General features: G+C 72.3%; 17 protein-coding genes. 4 read left to right on the plus strand and 13 right to left on the minus strand.

All coding sequences use genetic code 11. The annotated features are described in order from the left end of the window. Nucleotides 1-13: 13 nt before the first annotated feature. Together ligA and KBY90_RS10320 are read right to left on the minus strand one after the other, a co-directional pair. The gene (gene ligA, locus KBY90_RS10315; RefSeq protein ID WP_254968519.1) at nucleotides 14-2140 is read right to left on the minus strand and encodes an NAD-dependent DNA ligase LigA; all 2127 of its coding nucleotides are present in this window, start codon (nucleotides 2138-2140) and stop codon (nucleotides 14-16) included. Nucleotides 2141-2143: 3 nt separating this feature from the next. Further along, nucleotides 2144-2563 carry a hypothetical protein gene (locus tag KBY90_RS10320; protein WP_254968551.1) on the minus strand — a complete coding sequence of 140 codons (420 nt, stop codon included), beginning with the start codon at nucleotides 2561-2563 and terminating at the stop codon, nucleotides 2144-2146. Nucleotides 2564-2629: 66 nt separating this feature from the next. On the opposite strand from KBY90_RS10320, the gene KBY90_RS10325 reads away from it, so the two are divergent. The 3 genes from KBY90_RS10325 (at nucleotide 2630) to KBY90_RS10335 (ending at nucleotide 4432) form a co-directional block, all read left to right on the plus strand. Next, a complete protein-coding gene (locus tag KBY90_RS10325) occupies nucleotides 2630-3181 on the plus strand; it encodes a SprT family zinc-dependent metalloprotease (protein ID WP_254968520.1) in 552 nt (183 codons plus the stop codon). A gap of 128 nt (nucleotides 3182-3309) precedes the next feature. Then, on the plus strand, nucleotides 3310-3882 hold the full coding sequence (locus KBY90_RS10330; RefSeq protein WP_254968521.1) for an RNA helicase: 573 nt from the start codon (nucleotides 3310-3312) through the stop codon (nucleotides 3880-3882). A gap of 28 nt (nucleotides 3883-3910) precedes the next feature. Beyond that, nucleotides 3911-4432 carry a DUF1269 domain-containing protein gene (locus KBY90_RS10335; protein WP_254968522.1) on the plus strand — a complete coding sequence of 174 codons (522 nt, stop codon included), beginning with the start codon at nucleotides 3911-3913 and terminating at the stop codon, nucleotides 4430-4432. Here the strand turns inward: KBY90_RS10335 and KBY90_RS10340 are convergent. From KBY90_RS10340 to KBY90_RS10380, 9 genes are all read right to left on the minus strand, one after another. Continuing rightward, the gene (locus KBY90_RS10340) at nucleotides 4372-4857 is read right to left on the minus strand and encodes a hypothetical protein (RefSeq protein ID WP_254968523.1); all 486 of its coding nucleotides are present in this window, start codon (nucleotides 4855-4857) and stop codon (nucleotides 4372-4374) included. The genes KBY90_RS10335 and KBY90_RS10340 overlap by 61 nt on opposite strands. Before the next feature lie 74 nt (nucleotides 4858-4931). Next, nucleotides 4932-5582 (minus strand): chorismate lyase, encoded by a 651-nt coding sequence (locus KBY90_RS10345; protein WP_254968524.1) that lies wholly within the window; start codon nucleotides 5580-5582, stop codon nucleotides 4932-4934. A gap of 48 nt (nucleotides 5583-5630) precedes the next feature. Further along, on the minus strand, nucleotides 5631-6533 hold the full coding sequence (locus tag KBY90_RS10350) for a hypothetical protein (protein WP_254968525.1): 903 nt from the start codon (nucleotides 6531-6533) through the stop codon (nucleotides 5631-5633). Between the two features lie 129 nt (nucleotides 6534-6662). Next, entirely contained in the window at nucleotides 6663-7403 is a 741-nt protein-coding gene (locus KBY90_RS10355; protein ID WP_254968553.1) for a sulfotransferase, read from the minus strand. A 19-nt stretch (nucleotides 7404-7422) separates the two neighbouring features. Continuing rightward, nucleotides 7423-8289: a hypothetical protein gene (locus KBY90_RS10360; RefSeq protein WP_254968526.1), complete on the minus strand. Its 867-nt coding sequence runs from the start codon at nucleotides 8287-8289 to the stop codon at nucleotides 7423-7425. Further along, nucleotides 8286-9023, minus strand: coding sequence for a hypothetical protein (locus tag KBY90_RS10365; RefSeq protein ID WP_254968527.1), 738 nt, complete (start codon nucleotides 9021-9023; stop codon nucleotides 8286-8288). The genes KBY90_RS10360 and KBY90_RS10365 overlap by 4 nt, the downstream gene beginning before the upstream one ends. Next, a complete protein-coding gene (gene mnmG / locus KBY90_RS10370; RefSeq protein ID WP_254968528.1) occupies nucleotides 9017-11014 on the minus strand; it encodes a tRNA uridine-5-carboxymethylaminomethyl(34) synthesis enzyme MnmG in 1998 nt (665 codons plus the stop codon). The genes KBY90_RS10365 and mnmG overlap by 7 nt, the downstream gene beginning before the upstream one ends. A gap of 9 nt (nucleotides 11015-11023) precedes the next feature. Continuing rightward, the gene (fghA, locus tag KBY90_RS10375) at nucleotides 11024-11905 is read right to left on the minus strand and encodes an S-formylglutathione hydrolase (RefSeq protein ID WP_315858722.1); all 882 of its coding nucleotides are present in this window, start codon (nucleotides 11903-11905) and stop codon (nucleotides 11024-11026) included. A gap of 43 nt (nucleotides 11906-11948) precedes the next feature. Next, complete coding sequence (locus KBY90_RS10380; RefSeq protein ID WP_261353234.1) at nucleotides 11949-13061, minus strand: S-(hydroxymethyl)glutathione dehydrogenase/class III alcohol dehydrogenase; 1113 nt, start codon at nucleotides 13059-13061, stop codon at nucleotides 11949-11951. A gap of 57 nt (nucleotides 13062-13118) precedes the next feature. On the opposite strand from KBY90_RS10380, the gene KBY90_RS10385 reads away from it, so the two are divergent. Next, entirely contained in the window at nucleotides 13119-14024 is a 906-nt protein-coding gene (locus KBY90_RS10385; protein ID WP_254968529.1) for a capsular polysaccharide synthesis protein, read from the plus strand. Here the strand turns inward: KBY90_RS10385 and KBY90_RS10390 are convergent. Beyond that, complete coding sequence (locus KBY90_RS10390; protein WP_254968530.1) at nucleotides 13994-15583, minus strand: glycosyltransferase family 39 protein; 1590 nt, start codon at nucleotides 15581-15583, stop codon at nucleotides 13994-13996. The two genes, KBY90_RS10385 and KBY90_RS10390, sit on opposite strands and share 31 nt — an antisense overlap. Continuing rightward, complete coding sequence (dnaB, locus tag KBY90_RS10395; RefSeq protein WP_254968531.1) at nucleotides 15573-16967, minus strand: replicative DNA helicase; 1395 nt, start codon at nucleotides 16965-16967, stop codon at nucleotides 15573-15575. The genes KBY90_RS10390 and dnaB overlap by 11 nt, the downstream gene beginning before the upstream one ends. Nucleotides 16968-17100 lie beyond the last annotated feature (133 nt).

Below are 17100 nucleotides of genomic sequence, written 5' to 3' on the forward strand. Positions count from 1 at the left end.
TCCACCAGAGCGCTCAGCTCCCCTGGGCCAGCAGCTGCAGCAGCCCCGCCTCGTCCAGCACCGCCACCCCCAGGCTCTCGGCCTTGGCCAGCTTGCTGCCGGCCTCGGCCCCGGCCACCACATAGCTGGTCTTCTTGCTCACCGAGCCCGTCACCTTGCCGCCGGCGGCCTCGATCATGTCCTGGGCCTGGCGGCGGCTGAGGCTGGGCAGGGTGCCGGTGAGCACGAAGGTCTGGCCCTGCAGCGCCGCCGCGCCATCGCCGGCCGGCCCTGAAGCTCCAGCGGCCACCTGGCGCTCCGCCGTGCTCAGCGCCAGGGAGAAGCCGAGCGCCTCCAGCTGCTCCAGCAGTCGCTGGTTCGCGGGGGTGGCAAACCATTGCTGCAGGCTCTGGACGATCTGCTCGCCGATGCCGAACACGGCTGTGATCCGTTCGGGCGTGTCGGCTGCGGCGCTGGCCAGTTCGGCGGCGCTGGGAAAGGTCTGGGCCAGGGCCTTGGCGTTCACCTCGCCCACGTGGTGGATGCCCAGGCCATAGAGCTGGCGGTGCCACGGTTGGGCCTTGGAGGCGGCCAGGGCGCCCACCAGGTTCTCGGCGCTCCTGGCGCCCATGCGCTCCAGGCTGGCCAGCAGCGCCCCGTCGAGCCGGTAGAGGTCGGCGATCGAGCCCACCAGACCCTTCTCCACCAGCTGCTCGATCAGCTTGACGCCCAGGCCGTCCACATCCAGGGCCCCCTTGCTCACCCAGTGACGCAGCGAGCCCCGCAGGATCGCCGGGCAGCTGCTGTTCACGCAGCGGGTGGCCGCCTCCCCCTGCTCGCGCACCAGCTCCGAGCCGCACTCCGGGCACACCTGGGGCAGCTGCAGCGGCACCGCACCGGCGGGGCGCAGCTCCGGCAGCACCCGCACCACCTCGGGGATGATCTCGCCGGCCTTGCGCACCACGATCGTGTCACCGGCGTGCAGATCCAGCTCCGCCAGCCGGTCGGCGTTGTGCAGGGTGGCGCGGCTCACCGTGGTGCCGGCCAGGGGCACGGGCTCGAACTCGGCCACGGGCGTGACCACGCCGGTGCGGCCCACCTGGCAGGCCAGGCGCAGCAGTTTGCTGGGAGCTTCCTCGGCGGCGTACTTGAGGGCGATCGCCCAGCGCGGCGCCTTCTGGGTGAAGCCGGCGTCGGCCTGCAGGCGCAGGTCGTCGAGCTTCACCACCACGCCGTCGGTGGCGTAGTCGAGCGTTTTGCGCTCGTCCTCCCAGCGGGCGAAGAAGGCCTCCACCGCCGCCAGGGAGGGCAGCAGCTCGGCGTTGGGGTTCACCTTGAAGCCGGCGGCCTGCAGCCACTGCAGGGATTCCCACTGACTGGTGGGCCGCGCCGGATCGCCGCCGTTCGCCACCCCGCTGGACTCCCCGTCGTCCGGCAGGTGCAGGGTGTAGGCGAAAAAGTCCAGCCGCCGCGCCGCCACCACCTTCGGATCGAGCTGGCGCAGGGTGCCGGCGCAGGCGTTGCGGGGGTTGGCGAACAGGGCCTCGCCGCGGGCCGCGCGCTCGGCGTTGATCGCCGCGAAGGTGCCATCGGGGATCAGGGCCTCGCCCCGCACCTCCACCCAGGCGGGGGGGTGCTCGAGCTGCAGGCGCAGGGGCACGCTCTGGATCGTGCGCACGTTGGCGGTGATCTCCTCGCCCCGCTCGCCGTCGCCGCGGGTGGCAGCCCGCACCAGCACCCCATGCTCATAGCTGAGGGCCAGGGCGTTGCCGTCGATCTTCAGCTCGCCCACCATCGCCAGCTGGGGCAACGGTTCACCGGCTTGCGGGGTGCGGTCGAGCACCTTGAGCAGTCGGCCATACCAGGCCTCCAGCTCGTCGAGCGAGAAGGCGTTGTCGAGGCTGAGCAGCGGGATGCGGTGCTCCACGCTGCTGAAGCTCTCCGCCGGCGCGCCGCCCACCCGCTGGGTGGGGCTGTCGGGGCTGTGCAGCTCCGGGTGGGCCGCCTCCAGCTCGAGCAGCTCCCGGTAGAGCCGGTCGTAGACCGGGTCCTCCATCACAGGCGCGTCCAGCACGTAATAGGCGTGGGCGGCGTGGTTGAGCAGCCGGCGCAGCTCGGCCGCCCGGGCGGCCTGTGCCGCTGAGGCCGATGTGGGAGCCAACGTTCAGGCGGTCTGGCGGCGGATGCGGTCGATGCGCCACTGCTCGTCGAGCTTCACGAAGGTGAAGTCGAGCGGCAGTTCCTCCTTGGCCTCGGTGAGCAGCTTCACGGTGAGCGTGAGCTGGCCGTCGTTGAGCCTGGGGCGGCCGCTCTTGAGGTTGCGGTACTTGTTGAGCTTCAGGCCGGCCAGGAACTGGATGAACTGCTTGCGGTTCACATGGGTGCGGTAGTTCCTGGTGGTGAGCAGATAGGCGCCGTCCAGCTGGCCGTTGGCGATCTGGGTGAAGAACTGCTTGAGCAGCGGATTGATGCCGCGGGCGCTGAGCACCAGCTTCACCGCGGTGATCGTCCAGTAGAGGAGCAGGGCCCCGGCGCCGGCCAGCAGGGCCTTGGTGCCGATGCCTTGCACCAGTTGCCAGTCCATGGGCCGTTGCATCTGTGTTGAATGGCCCCAGAGTCTGACTGACCAGCCCTCCCCGCAGCGCCCGGCGTGCCGCTCGAACCCCTGCTGCCCCTCTTTCACCGGCTCGACCGCGAGCACTTCGACGGCTGCCTCGCGCCCGCCGGCCGGCCGCTGGTGGCGGTGCGCTGGAGCGACGGCCGCCTGCGCCGCAGCGCCGGCCTCTACCGGCGCGGCCGCGACACCGCCGGCCAGTCGTTCTGCGAGATCGTGCTCTCGCGCCCCCTGCTCGAGCCCCTGCCGCGCGAGGCGCTGCTGTCCACGCTCTGCCACGAGATGATCCACGCCTGGGTGGACCGGGTGCTGCAGGAGCGGGAGGTGCATGGGCCCCGCTTCCGGGCCCGCATGGCCGCCATCAATGCCGCCCAGAGCGAGTTCGTGGTGAGCGTGCGCCACCGCTACCCCCTTCCCGCCGGCCAGGCCGGCCCCTGCCGCTGGATCGCCCGCTGCCCGCGCTGCGGCATCAGCGCTCCCTACCGGCGCCGGGTGCGGGGCCTGGCCTGCCGGGCCTGCTGCGAGCGGCACCACGGCGGTCTCTGGGATGCCAGCTGCCTGCTGGAGTTCGTGGCGGCGGCGGCCTAGGTTCGGCCCACCTGAGCGTGCCCGTGAGCGTCTTTCTCTGGACCCTGCAGTGGGCCGGCGTGGCCATCGCCGCGGTGGGTCTGCTGCGCGAGCGCCGGCTGGCGCTTCGGCGCCGGTAGCGTTGGCCGATGCCTGAGCGACGGTCCGACCAGCAGCGCCCCTACGCAGAGCCGCTCGAGCAGGGCCTCGATCGCCTCGTCAACGCCGGTCGCCAGCTGGTGGATGGGGTCTCCGGCGCCCGCCCCGGCTCCCGCTCCGGCCAGCGCCCGGCCGCCCGCCCCGGCACCGGGCCCGGGCCGGGGCGCTCCCGCCTCGGGGATCTGGGCCGCTGGGTGGAGGACAGGCTGGACTGGATCCTCGAGGACGAGGACGACTGGCGCGAGCCCTGGCAGGAGCCCCGGCCCCGGCGCACCGGGCGGCTGGCACCGGTGGCAGGCACGGATGAACCGCCGCCGCCTGCCGGGGGACGCCGCCGGCCCCTGGAGGCCATCTCCCGGCGCGCCGACCGCCGCCTGCCTGCCGCCGCCGACGGCTGGCCCGACGACACCAGCTTCTCGCGGCCCCGCTGGCAGCGCCCGCTGAGCGATCCCGGCCGTGCCCCCGACCTCAGCGCTGAGGCCGCCCGGGAGGCCTCAGAGGCCGCGCGCGCCCGGGAGGCGGAGCGTCCCCTGCCCCGTTCCAGTCGCCGCCGGCCCGGCTGACTACGCTGGGGCCATCGGCGCAGGGTCCATGAGCAGCCTGGTGGTGGTGGGTTTCCCGAAGGCAGCGGAGGCAGAGGAGGTGCGCCGCGAGCTGGTGGACATCCAGAAGGAGCGGCTGATCGCCCTCGAGGACGCCGTGGTGGTGGAACACGACGGGGACGGCCAGGTGCATCTGCGCCAGGCCGTCAACCTCACCACCGCCGGCGCCCTGGGGGGCGGCTTCTGGGGCACCCTCGTGGGCCTGCTGTTCCTCAATCCCCTGCTCGGTGCCGCCGTCGGCGCCGGCGTCGGCGCCGCCTCCGGTTCCCTCTCCGACATCGGCATCAACGACACCTTTATGCGCGAGCTGGGCGAGACCCTGCCCCGGGGCACCGCCGCGCTCTGTCTGCTGATCCGGGAGGCCACCGCTGACCGGGTGATCGAGCGCCTGAGGGCCCATGCGCCGCACGCCAAGCTGCTGCGCACCAACCTCAGCCACACCGACGAGGATCAGCTGCGCCAGCTGCTCGAGAACGCGGCCCGGCAGGCGGAGGCCCTGCGGCTGGGCTGAGTCAGCTGCAGGCTGCTGCCCCGCTGGCGCAGCTCCTGGTTCACCGGGCGGCGCAGCTGGGGCGGCATCTCCACCGCCATCTCCTCCACCGACACGCTCACGGCGTTCGCTCCCATCAGCAGCGCTTCCAGCAGGTCGGCCCACTGGCGGACCAGGCGCTGCTGGGCCAGGGGCCGCAGTCCCTGCCGCTCCAGCAGCGCGCCGCAGCTGCCGCGGTTCCAGAGGGCGCTGCGGTTGTGGCGGCGGGGCAGGGGCTGCAGGGCCATCCCCCGGTGCAGGGCCTCATGGCTGGGGGCGCCACTGGCCAGCCGCAGGCCGGCCTCGCAGAGGATGCGGCCGCAGTGCACCGCGGAGATGCCGTGCAGACGGCCCAGATCGGTGAGGCTCAGCCACTCGGCCTGGGGGGAAGGGAGGGAGGCGGTCATGGTCGGACACGCGCCATTCGCCACCCAATGCAGCGCTTGCCATGGTCGCTGTCAATCCGTCAACCCCTCCCGGCTCACGAATCCAGACCGGGCGCGGCGCTGCTGCCGGCGGCGGCGGGCCCCAGCCAGCGTTCAAGTTCCGGCGAGAACACCTCCCGGATCACGGTGAGTGGCTCACCGCCGCGGAAGAAGCGGTAGTGGCGGCTCCAGAAGGGGCCACCGTGACCGAAGCGGCTCGCCAGCCACGGTGCCTGCACCAGCGCCAGGCCATCCACTTCCCGGAAGAGCTCGGCCCGGTTGCTGGTGAGGCTGCGCCAGATGGGCTGCTCCCGTTGGCGCAGGTGGGCGTCGGCCTGGCGCTGGTTCCACCAGCTCTCCGCCCAGGCCAGGGTGTGCTGCCCGCAGCGCAGCCACACCTGGCGGCGCAGCAGGGGCAGTGCCAGCTCGGCCACCTCCTGCGGCGGGCGGGCCCCGTCCTGATCCGCCCGGGCCTGGGGGCTCATGGCGATCAGCTCGATCCGCACCGGCAGGCCGGTGAGGGATTCCAGGTGACGGGTGGGGCTGCCGTCTCCCAGAAGCAGCAGCCGCCAGGGGCCCCTGAGCGCTGCGGCCAGCGCATGCATGGATCCCTCCTCCGCCAGATCTCGTTCCCACAGGGGGGTGGGCGACGGGCTGGCCGTGGGGCCCGCTGGGCTGGGTGGCGCACTCAGGCCCGTGGCCGTCATGGCGGTGTGCTGCTCGACAGGCGGCAGCCTAGAAACGCTGCCGGTTGATCAGGAGCCGCTGCTGATGCTGATCCGCCGCTGCTGGCCGTTGCGCTCGATCACCGCCGCGTCGCCGCTGGCCGACTGCAGCCGCCAGCCACTGCTGCCGATGGCATCACCGATGGCCGCGCTGGTGGAGCTTCCCCCCACCTGGAAGATCGCCGAGCCGCCCTGACCGGGCACCTGCACCACGCCCACCAGCTGGGGCAGGGAGGGGTCGTCGGCTGCCGGCGCGGGGCTGGGCTGGCTGGGCCCGGAGCCGGTGGCGGCAGCCGGGGCCGGCTTGCTGACCCGCGCGCTCATGGGCACCTTGAGCACATTGGCCCGTGGTGCGCTGCTGGCCGGCAGGGTGGCCAGCTCCTCCATCCAGGGCTCCACCGGGGGCGGCGGCAGCTCGTCCCCTGCCGCGGCCTGGCCCGCTTCCACGGGATCCAGGGTCGGTGCGGCGGGGACTTCGGCGGCAGCGGTGGTGGGCAGGGTGGCCGGTCCCATGGCGCGCAGCCGCTCCACCAGCAGCATGTTGCGCTCCTGGCGCAGGGCCTGCTGCCCCTGGCTCCAGAGGCTGAGGCCGATCAGGGCACTGCCCGCCAGGGTGGTCACCGTCAGCCCCACGGCAGCGATGACCAGGGCGGGTTGATGCTGCAGGCTGCCGCTCCAGGCGGAGGACATGCGCTGCCTGGCCCGGGAGACGGCGCCGGCGCGCGCCGTGGGCCGGGGGGCCTGCCGTGGGCCGGGGCTGCCGGCGCGGGGCTGGGGGCGGGGCGGCGCAAACGGTGCGGCACCGGCGGGGCCGGGGGTTTCGCACACCTCCACCTCGATGGGCGCCTCGGGCGAGAACACGCGGTTGAGCACCTGCTCTGCGCGGAGTTCCCAGTAGGCCCGGGAGGTGGGGATGGCACGCACGGAAGTCACGGCCGGCACCCGCGGAAAAGTGCACGCAGTGTATCGGCTGCGGATGGAAGCGGCAGTCCAGGTGGGTTTTCGTTCGACTTCGACATGGCACCGACGAAGGTGCTCCGCAGGCGCGGCGATGGGCCCGGCTCAGCCGGCGGTGAGGTTGTAGCCCAGAGCTTCCGCGAGCCGCCGGCAGGACCGCCGCACCTGGCTGATCTCCTGCGCGTTCAGGTGCTGGCTGTAGCTCCCGGTGCCGTCGAACAGGGGCTGGTTGATCTGGCGGTTGCGGTTCTGCGGGTGGCCGATCGCCCCGGCCGCGGGTTCCTGCGCCGGCGCACTCCCGTACCAGCTCACGGGCTGCTCGTGGTAGCCGAGCTGGCCGGCCTCGAAGCTCAGCCCCAGGAACCCCATCACCGGCTCCAGGCACGCCTGGGGGCTGCGCACCAGATCCTCGTAGCGCACCAGGAGCGTCTGGGGGTGCTCCCGCCAGCGCAGCACGCGCGCGTTGTCGTGCTTCCAGCGGCGCAGGGATTTGCCCAGCCGGCCGTAGCGCCGTTTGAGCGAGGCCACCGTGTCCAGCGGGTTGCGGCAGATCAGCAGGATCCGGCTGCTGGGAGCGGCGTCGAGGATGAAGCCGAGGTGGCGCACATGCTTGGGGGTCTTCTCCACCCACAGGTCCGCGCCCGCGGCCTCGCTGTCGCGCCAGAACCGCTCCAGGGCCTCGCGGTAGCGGCCGTAGCGCTCCTTCTTGGCCACGCCGGACTCGCCGGGAATGGCGTGGATGCGCGAGTGGGCCCCCACCAGGCGGGTGAGGATCGAGGTGCCGGAGTGGCCGCAGCCACACACATGCACGCTTCCCCGCAGGGGTGGCCGCCAGAGTCTGCGCATCACACCTCGCGCTTCCGCTTCAGGTCCAGTGCCGGTCGATCCAGGGCACCGGCATCACGAAGCGGCGCAGGTCGCGCCAGTTCCGCTCCTGCAGCAGACGGCGCAGGTGGGCCCGGCGGCCGGCATAGACAGGGGACTGGCCGTTCCACCGGCCCAGCCTCACATCGGACGGGTTGGGCCCCCCCGGAAAGGTGATGATGCGGCTGCCGGCCGGCAGCCGCGCCGGCCGCAGGTAGCGCAGCGGCATCGGGCCCAGGCAGTGCAGGCGGAAGTGGCGCGTCCAGCCCCGCGGCCAGAAGCGCAGCTCCCTGCCCAGGCAGGCGGTGATGAAGTGCTGCTCGTAGCGGAAGTGATCGGCGATCGCCTGGGGATCGCGCCGGAACCGCTCCAGGATCTGCGGATGGGAGCCGATGCGGAAGCGGAACACCGATGTCTGTCCCAGGCCGCTGAGGGGACGGGACCAGTTGCGCTCCAGGATCACGGCGTCGGGATCGCCGTGGCTGAAGTAGGGATCGAGGCTGCCCACGATCACCGAGTCCAGATCGACGAACAGGGCCGTGCCCTGCAGCCCCTCCAGGGATGGCCCCCAGAGGGCCACCTTGCGCCACTTGCCGCGGGTGTGCTGCGGCTCCGGGCAGCCCAGCTCCGGCAGGGGCAGGGTGCGGATCGCCGGGTCGATGCCGGTGGGATCGTCGGTGAAGCACACCAGGGTGAAGGGCGGTGTGATGTGCCGGGCCACCATGCGCTGGAGCCGGTTCACATACTCCGGGCCGTACTTCGTGCCCCATTTGATGCACAGAATCTGCTTGGGTGGCGCGGCTTCGGCGGCTGCGGCGGGCTCGGGCCCGGCGGCTTCGGCCGGGCCGGAATTCGGACTCGGGCTCATGGGTGCCGGGGCTGGGCGGAGGATGGGTCCGGCGGGGGCAGCGTGTAGTTCAGGGCCAGGATCTCCCGGGCGCACACCAGGGCGATGCGCTCCTGACTGGCCGGGTCCAGCACCTCCTGCCAGGGCCGCCGGTCCTGGCGGTGATCACCCTTGGGCCGCTGCTGCGGCAGCGCCAGGGGCTGCTCCAGCCCGAGGCGGCTCGAGAGGGCCAGCAGATCTTCCTGCAGGGATTCGTAGCGCAGCATCACATCGGTGACCGGTGTGTCGTTGATGGTGTAGATGGGCCAGTTGGAGAGCTCCGCTGTAGGGCAGGTGCGCACGTAGTCGGCGAGCGCCATCGGCTGCCGCTGCTTGCGCGTGCGCCAGTAGTAGCTGCTGATCGCCTTGTCGAAGGGGTTGCGCTCCACGCTGATCTTGAGATAGCCGTCCCAGATCGGGAGGGGCAGCCGGGCCCGCACCTCGGCCGCCGGGATGTGGTTGTAGAAGCGCTTGGCCAGCTTCGCCCGGCCCAGCAGCCGGGCCAGATCCCGGCCGGAGTAGCGATGCAGCGGCGCCCGGAAGTTGCGCGGACCCGGCCGGCCCAGCTCCCGGCTGAGCCGCTCATCCTCCGCGGAGATCGGCGTGATCACGTCGCCCGGCTCGAGCAGCAGCGCCCGCAGGGCGATCTCGATGGCGGTGCCGGCCGTCTTCTGGGTCTTGAGGAAGATGAAGCGGTGGCGGTGCGAGATCAGCATGGGCTGCCGACGCTCGAGCGCCGCTTGCTCAGCTCCAGCCAGAGCAGCAGGGCGGTGACGTCGGCGGGGCTGACGCCAGGCAGGCGGGCCGCCTGGCCGAGGGTGACGGGCTGCACGGCGGTCAGTTTCTCCCTGGCCTCGGCGGAGAGCGTGCCGATGGCGGCGTAGTCCACACCGGCAGGGATCGGCCGGTGCTCCTGCTGCTTCACACGGTCGATCTGCTGCTGCTGGCGGGCCAGGTAGCCGCTGTACTTGATGTCGATCTCGGCCCCCTCGCGCACGTCGGCGGCCAGGGCGGGGTCGGCGAGACCGTGGCGCACCAGGTCGGCGCTGTGGAAGCCGGGCCGGCGCAGCAGATCCGCGAGGGTGATCGACCCCTTGATGGCGGCACCGGTGTCGTCCTGCACCGCGGCGGCGGCGGGATCGGTCACCTTCAGGCGCACGGTCTCCAGCCGCCGTTTCTCGGCCTCGATCGCCTCCTGCTTGGCGGTGTAGATGCTCCAGCGGCGCTCGTCGATCAGCCCCAGCTCGCGGCCGATGGGGGTGAGGCGGCGGTCGGCGTTGTCGCCGCGCAGCACCAGGCGGTATTCGCTGCGGCTGGTGAGCACCCGGTAGGGCTCCCGGAGGTCCTTGGTGATCAGGTCGTCGATCATCGTGCCGATGTAGCTGCCCTCGCGCGGGAAGTGCACGGGCTCCTGGCCGCGCACCAGCCGGGCGGCGTTGAGACCGGCCACCAGCCCCTGGGCGGCGGCCTCCTCGTAGCCGGTGGTGCCGTTGAGCTGGCCGGCGGAGAACAGCCCGGCCACCCGCTTGGTCTCCAGGCTGGGCCTGAGCTGGGTGGCGGGCAGGTAGTCGTAGTCCACGGCGTAGGCGGGCCGCAGCATCACGCACTGCTCCAGCCCCGGCAGGGTGCGCAGCAGCTGCAGCTGCAGGCGCTCGGGCAGGCCGGTGGAGAAGCCCTGCACGTAGATCTCCGGCGTGTCGCGACCCTCGGGCTCCAGGAAGATCTGGTGGCTGTCCTTGCCTGCGAAGCGCACGATCTTGTCTTCGATCGAGGGGCAGTAGCGCGGGCCCTTGCTGTCGATGAAACCGCCGTAGATCGGCGTGAGGTGGAGGTTGTCGCGAATCAGCTGGTGGGTGGCGGCGGTGGTGCGGGTGATGTGGCAGCTCATCGGCTCGCCGCTCACCCAGCTGGCGGGGTCGAAGGAGAAGAAGCGGTCGTGGGCGTCGCTGGGCTGCTCCTCCAGCTGATCGAGGGCGATGCTGCGCCGGTCGACCCGGGCCGGCGTGCCGGTCTTGAGGCGGTCCATCCGGAAGCCGAGGGCCTGCAGCGCCTCGGTGAGCCCCTCGGCCGCCTGCTCGCCGGCCCGGCCGGCGCTCATCGACTGGTTGCCCACCCAGATCCGGCCGCCCAGGAAGGTGCCGGCGGTGAGGACCACGGCGCCGGCGGCGTAGCTGCTGCCGAAGTAGGTGCGGATGCCGGTGACGCGCGCTGCCGGGCCCTGGCCGGGATCCCAGGTTTTGCCGCCGCCATCGGCGTCGCCCTCCACCACCAGCCCCGTCACCATCGCCTCGCGCAGGGCGAGGTTGGGGGTGTGCTGCAGCAGCTGCAGCATCTGGCGGGCATAGAGGCGCTTGTCGGTCTGGGCGCGCAGCGCCCACACGGCCGGGCCGCGGCTGGCGTTGAGCACCCGCTTCTGCAGGGCGGTGGCGTCGGCCAGCCGGCCGATCACGCCGCCGAGGGCATCCACCTCGTGCACCAGCTGGCTCTTGGCCGGCCCGCCCACTGCCGGGTTGCAGGGCTGCCAGGCGATGCGATCAAGGTTGAGCGTGAACAGGGCCGTGCTCAGCCCCAGCCGGGCGGCGGTGATGGCGGCCTCGCAGCCGGCGTGGCCGCCGCCCACCACGATCACGTCGAAGGATTCGCTGGGGGGGGTGGGTTCGGTGATGGGTGCGGCGCCGATACCGGCGGCGACGGCCTGCTGGTCCATCGGTTCAGGCTAGGGCTCTCCTTCCAGCAGGGCTCGCGCGTGATGGCGCAGGTGGTCGTCGATGAAGCTGGCCACGAAGAAATAGCTGTGGTCGTAGCCCTCCCGGTAGCGCAGGTGGAGGGGATGGCCGCTGGCCTCGGCGGCCGCCGCCAGGGCCTGGGGCCGCAGCTGGTTCTCCAGGAAGGCATCGGCCGTGCCCTGGTCCACCAGCACCGGCAGGGCGGCGCCATCGGGCCCCACCGGACCCTGGCCGCCGGCCAGCAGGTGGCTGGCGTCCCAGGCACGCCACGCCAGGGGATCGGCACCGAGCAGGTGGCTGAAGGCCTTGCGTCCCCAGGGGCAGCCGCCCGGCTGGCAGATCGGCGCGAACGCCGACACCGAGCGGTAGCGCCCGGGATGGCGCATCGCGCATACCAGGGCCCCGTGGCCGCCCATGGAGTGGCCGCTGATGCCGCGGCGAGCCGGATCCAGGGGCAGCTCCGCCTCCAGCAGCGCCGGCAGTTCCGCCGTCACGTAGGTGTGCATGCGGTAGTGGCGGTTCCAGGGCGGTTCGGTGGCATCCACGTAGAAGCCGGCGCCGTGGCCGAAGTCCCAGCCGCCCTCGGGGTCGCCCGGCACCGCTTCGCCCCGCGGGCTGGTGTCGGGGGCTACCAGGGCCAGGGCCAGCTCCGCCGCCAGCCGCTGGGCGCCGGCCTTCTGCATGAAGTTCTCGTCCGTGCAGGTGAGGCCCGAGAGCCAGTACAGCGCCGGCACCCGCTGGCCCTCCAGGGCCCGGGGCGGCAGGAACACGGCGAACACCGTGTCCCCGTCCAGCGCTTCGGAGCGCACGCGGTAGCGGCGCTGCAGGCCGCCGAAGCAGCGGTGTTCCTCGAACGGCTCCAGGGCGGACATGGCGCGGCTTGGGGAGGGAATCGGGCTGGGGATCAGCCGTGGCTCAGAAGTGGATCACGCTGCGGATGCTCTTGCCCTCATGCATCAGCTCGAAGGCGTGGTTGATGTCCTCCAGCCCCATCGTGTGGGTGATGAAGGTGTCCAGCGGAATCAGCCCCTGCTGGAACTCCTCCACGAAGCCGGGCAGCTCACTGCGGCCCCGCACCCCGCCGAAGGCCGAACCGCGCCACACCCGCCCTGTCACCAGCTGGAAGGGACGGGTGCTGATCTCCTGGCCGGCGCCGGCCACGCCGATGATCGTCGATTCGCCCCAGCCCTTGTGGCAGCTCTCGAGGGCGGCGCGCATCACATCCACGTTGCCGATGCACTCGAACGAGTAATCGACGCCGCCGTCGGTGGCGTCGATGATCACCTGCTGGATCGGTGCGTCGAACTCACGCGGGTTGATGCAGTCGGTGGCGCCGAGCTGGCGGGCGATGGCGAATTTCTCGGGGTTCACATCGATGCCGATGATGCGCGAGGCCCCGGCCATCACCGCGCCGATCACCACCGCCAGGCCGATGCCCCCCAGCCCGAACACGGCCACGCTGCTGCCGGGCTCCACCTTCGCCGTGTTGCGCACGGCGCCGATGCCGGTGGTCACGCCGCAGCCCAGCAGGCACACCTTCTCCAGGGGGGCTGCCTTGTTGATGCGGGCCACGGCGATCTCCGGCAGCACCGTGTATTCGGAGAAGGTGGAGGTGCCCATGTAGTGGTGCAGCATCCGGCCGTCCCTGGAGAAGCGGCTGGTGCCGTCGGGCATCACGCCCCGGCCCTGGGTGACGCGGATCGCCTGGCAGAGGTTGGTCTTGCCGGAGCGGCAGAAGGTGCACTGCCCGCACTCGGGCGTGTACAGGGGGATCACGTGGTCGCCCACGGCCACGGAGGTCACGCCGGGGCCCAGCTCCTCCACGATCGCGCCGCCCTCGTGGCCCAGCACTGCCGGAAACAGCCCCTCCGGATCGGCACCGGAGAGGGTGAAGGCGTCGGTGTGGCACACGCCGCTGGCCACCACCCGCAGCAGCACCTCGCCCGCCTGCGGTGGCGCCACGTCGATCTCGGTGACCTCCAGGGGCTCACCCGGAGCCCAGGCCACGGCGGCACGGGAGCGGATCATCGGCGTGGCGGTGCGGACTGCCCGTATCCTCGGCCCCAGCAGGGGCCCAGGCATCCCGTGGCAGATCCAACCGGCTGCAGCGGGTCCGAGGAGCACCCGCAGAGCACCCTGCCGCGCATCGTCTGGGCCCTGTGGTTCCAGGGCGAGGAGAACGCCCCCGAGATCGTGCGCTGCTGCCTGGCGTCGTGGCGGCGGCTCAACCCCGGCTGGCAGGTGATCGTGCTGGATCGCGGCACGGTGGCCCGCTATGCCGATGTGGGGCTGCCGGAGCCGGTGTTCGCCACGCTGGGCGTGCAGATGCAGGCCAACCTGGTGCGGCTGGCGCTGCTGCAGCGCCATGGCGGGGTGTGGGCCGATGCCACCACCCTCTGCGCGCGGCCTCTCGATGCCTTCATCCACGACCTGGTGGCGCCCAGCGGCTTCTTCGCCTTCACCAACGCCTCCCGCGAGCGTCTGCTCTCCAACTGGTTTCTGGCGGCCCGGCCCCAGCATCCGATCGTGGCCGGCCTGCGCGCGCGCCTGATCGCCTACTTCAGCGCCCATCCGCCCCGGCCCCGCTACCCCCGCTGGCAGCGGCTGCTGCACAAGGCGGCGCGGGAGGTGTTCAAGATCCATCCGGCGGCCACGCGGCTGTGGCTGCGCCGGCCGGTGATCGCCCTCACGGGGCGCTACCCCTACTTCCTCTTCCACTACACCTTCGCCGACCTGCTGGCCCGCGACCGGCCATTCCGCGACCTCTGGAACCGCACCCCGCGACGCCTCAACCGCCCCGGCAAGGCCCTCTCCCGGCTGGCCGTGCGCCCCGCGCACGACGCCGGGGCCGCCGCTGCCCTGGCCGATGCCGCCAGCGGAGGGCTGTTCAAGCTGTCGTGGAAGAATCCGGCCGTGGCCGCCATCCCGGCCGGCACGCTGCTGGCGGCGGCGCTGGCCCCCTACCGCTCCGGATCGGCGGCCGAGGGCTGAGCCCCCGGCGTGGAGGGCCGGGGGCTCGCCGCCGCCAGCGTGTGGGCGGGCAGCGCCTGCACGAACAGCGTGTAGCGCTCCCGGGGCGCCCAGCGGGCCGGGGCCGTCACCGCCGTGAAGCTGCCGGGCTCGGGAGCCTGCAGCCCGGCGGCCTCCAGGCCCTCGAGCAGGCCGGGGAGCCCCCGGCCTTCCTTGGTCTCGGCCGAGGCCAGCAGCAGCACCAGGCCCTCCCCACCGGCCAGCGGCGGCCCCTCGAAGCGCTGCAGCGCCTGGGCCGGCAGCACCGGCACATCCGGGAACACCCGCCGGGCGTTGCCGCCCAGGAAGCTGTCGGAGGCGATCACCAGCACCGGCGCCTGCTGGCGCTCCCGGATCCGCCCCAGCAGCTCCACGACCGGCTCGTTGAGGGCGCTGGTGCGCCCCAGAGCCCCCGCCAGGGGAATCCGGGCCGGCAGTGCCACGCTCACCGCCGCCGCCGCCAGGCCGGCGCTCTGCAGGTAGAGCCGCAGCCGGCGGGATGGCGGGGCGGGTCCGCTCAGCACCGCCAGCAGGACCGGCGCGTAGAAGAGCAGGTTCTGATACCAGCGGTCCTTGATCCGGGTGGCCCCGCTCACCAGGATCACCAGCGTGAGCACCACCGCGATCGCCAGCGGCAGGCGGGCCAGCAGCCGCTGGCCGGGGTTGCCGGGGGGCTGGAGCCGCTTGGCCACCAGCACCAGCCCCACGATCCACAGTGGCGTGAGGAAGGCGATGGCGGTCCAGGCGGCGCTGGCGAGGCCCCGCAGCTGGGCGATCGGAAAGGCCGGGCCGGCCTGCAGCTTGTCGAGGCCGCCCAGGGCGAGATCGGGCTGGCCCAGCGCCCAGAGCAGGTGGGGCGCCAGCAGGCCCGCGCCGACGGCCAGGGCGATCAGCATCCGGGCGTCCAGCAGGCGCCGGCGGAAGGCGGGCAGGCTCAGGCCCGCCAGCAGCGCGCCCAGCAGAAACACGCCGAAGGTGTACTTGCTGAGCATGCCGCCGGCGCCCAGCACCCCCGCCAGCGCGTAGTGACCGGCCGTGGGGCTGCGCTGCAGCCGCAGCAGCTGCAGCAGGGTGAGCGCGGCCAGCAGCGTCGCCAGCACCGAGTGGGTGAGATCGCGCTGCGATTCCCAGGCGAACTGGGGGATCAGGGCGATGCCGGCCACGGCGATGGCCTGCTGGGCGGGGCTGAAGCGCAGCAGCCGGCCGATCTGCAGCAGGCTGGCCACCAGGGCGCTGAGGATCGCCACCTTGAGCACCAGCAGGGGCCACAGGGCCGGGCCGCTGAGCTCCAGCAGCAGCCTGGCCAGCCAGGTGTAGAGGGGCGGCTGGGATCCGTAGCCCCACTGCCAGAGCTGGCTGCGCACCAGCTCGGCGGCCTGGTCGGTTTCGGCGGTGGCGGAAAACAGCCGCTGGGAGGCGGCATTGAGCGCGAACCAGGCGGTCGCCAGCAGCCAGAGGGCCGCCGGCCCCGGCAGCCGCGACGCTGGGGGGGCGGAGCTGCCGGCGATCGCCGCGCCGCCTGGCTGACGTTCAGGCGGCAAGGTTGCGGAAGCGGGTGAACTGGGGCTCGAACAGCAGCTTCACCGTGCCCACCGGCCCGTTGCGGTGCTTGGTCACGATCACCTCGGTGATGCCGCGGTCGGGGGTTTCCGGGTTGTAGTACTCGTCGCGGTAGATCATCAGCACCAGGTCGGCGTCCTGCTCGATCGAGCCCGATTCGCGCAGATCGCTGAGCATCGGCCGCTTGTTGGTGCGCGATTCCACGCCGCGGCTGAGCTGGGAGAGGGCCATCACCGGCACGTTGAGCTCGCGGGCCATGCCCTTGAGGCCGCGGGTGATGCGCGAGAGCTCCTGCACCCGGTTGTCGGGGCTGGAGCCCTCCATCAGCTGCAGGTAGTCGATCACCACCAGGCCCAGCTCGCGCCCCTGTTCGGCCATCAGCCGCCGGCAGAGGGAGCGCATCTCCAGCACGCCGGCGTTGGGTTTGTCGTCGATGAACAGCGGCAGCTGGCCGAGGGTGTTGATGCCCTGGCCCAGCAGCGGCCACTCCTCCTGCTGCAGCCGGCCGGTGCGCAGCCGGCCGCTCTCGATGCCCACCTCCATCGACAGCAGCCGGTAGGTGAGCTGCTCCTTGCTCATCTCCAGGCTGAACACGCACACCGGCAGGTTGTGCAACTGGGCGACGTTCTTGGCGATGTTGAGCACGATCGACGTCTTTCCCATCGCCGGCCGGCCGGCCACGATGATCAGGTCGCTGCGCTGCAGGCCCTGGGTGATGGCGTCGAGGTCGTAGAAGTTCACCGGCAGGCCGGCCACCGCCGTGCCCAGGGAGCGGCTCTCGATCTCGTTGAAGGTGGAGGTGAGGATCTCGGCGGTGGGGGTGAGGCCGATGCTGGGCTTCTCCTGGCTGATGGCGAAGATCTTCTGTTCGGCCTCGTCGAGCACCAGTTCCATCGGCTTGCTCTGGTCGAAGCCCAGGGCGATCACCTCGTTGCCGGAGCGGATCAGCTGGCGGCGCAGGAACTTGTCCATCACCAGCCGGGCCACCTGGTCGATCGAGGCGGTGGAGCTGATGCGCTCCACCAGTTCCACCAGCCGGCCGCTGCCGCCCACCTTCTCCAGGACGCCGGTGTCCGCCAGCCAGGCGGCCATGGCCGTGAGGTCGGTGGGCTTGCCCTGGCTGTGCAGCATCAGGGCGGTGCGGTAGATCTCCCGGTGGGCGCTGAGGTAGAAGGCCTCGGGGCGCAGCACGTCGGCGATCCGGCCGATGGCGTCGGGGTCGAGCAGGATGCCTCCCAGCACCGCCTCCTCGGCCTCCAGGTTCTGGGGCGGCACGGAATCCGGCAGCGCCTCGAACCGCGCTTCGCCGCGGGGCTCGGCGCCGCTCCGCTCACGGCCGTTGGGGTTGAGGGGAACGCTCACCATCGGCAATCGGGGATGCGGGCGGGCCGGGTGTGGCGACCGGGTCGTTCACTCTGCCGGGTCAGGCGTGCTTTGACCAGCGCCCGACGCTGGCGGTGGTGCTGCAACGAAAAAGCCACCCCAGGGGTGGGGTGGC

The organism is Cyanobium sp. CH-040, from assembly GCF_024346135.1.
Classification (GTDB): Bacteria; Cyanobacteriota; Cyanobacteriia; order PCC-6307; family Cyanobiaceae; genus NIES-981.

Bases quoted from the DNA above. Each gene is read 5' to 3' on its own strand.
- KBY90_RS10320 (WP_254968551.1), bottom strand. From the start codon at position 2,563: ATGGACTGGCAACTGGTGCAAGGCATCGGCACCAAGGCCCTGCTGGCC.
- KBY90_RS10330 (WP_254968521.1), top strand. From the start codon at position 3,310: ATGCCTGAGCGACGGTCCGACCAGCAGCGCCCCTACGCAGAGCCGCTC.
- KBY90_RS10335 (WP_254968522.1), top strand. From the start codon at position 3,911: ATGAGCAGCCTGGTGGTGGTGGGTTTCCCGAAGGCAGCGGAGGCAGAG.
- KBY90_RS10340 (WP_254968523.1), bottom strand. From the start codon at position 4,857: ATGACCGCCTCCCTCCCTTCCCCCCAGGCCGAGTGGCTGAGCCTCACC.
- KBY90_RS10345 (WP_254968524.1), bottom strand. From the start codon at position 5,582: ATGACGGCCACGGGCCTGAGTGCGCCACCCAGCCCAGCGGGCCCCACG.
- KBY90_RS10355 (WP_254968553.1), bottom strand. From the start codon at position 7,403: ATGCGCAGACTCTGGCGGCCACCCCTGCGGGGAAGCGTGCATGTGTGT.
- KBY90_RS10360 (WP_254968526.1), bottom strand. From the start codon at position 8,289: ATGAGCCCGAGTCCGAATTCCGGCCCGGCCGAAGCCGCCGGGCCCGAG.
- KBY90_RS10365 (WP_254968527.1), bottom strand. From the start codon at position 9,023: ATGCTGATCTCGCACCGCCACCGCTTCATCTTCCTCAAGACCCAGAAG.
- mnmG (WP_254968528.1), bottom strand. From the start codon at position 11,014: ATGGACCAGCAGGCCGTCGCCGCCGGTATCGGCGCCGCACCCATCACC.
- fghA (WP_315858722.1), bottom strand. From the start codon at position 11,905: ATGTCCGCCCTGGAGCCGTTCGAGGAACACCGCTGCTTCGGCGGCCTG.
- KBY90_RS10380 (WP_261353234.1), bottom strand. From the start codon at position 13,061: ATGATCCGCTCCCGTGCCGCCGTGGCCTGGGCTCCGGGTGAGCCCCTG.
- dnaB (WP_254968531.1), bottom strand. From the start codon at position 16,967: ATGGTGAGCGTTCCCCTCAACCCCAACGGCCGTGAGCGGAGCGGCGCC.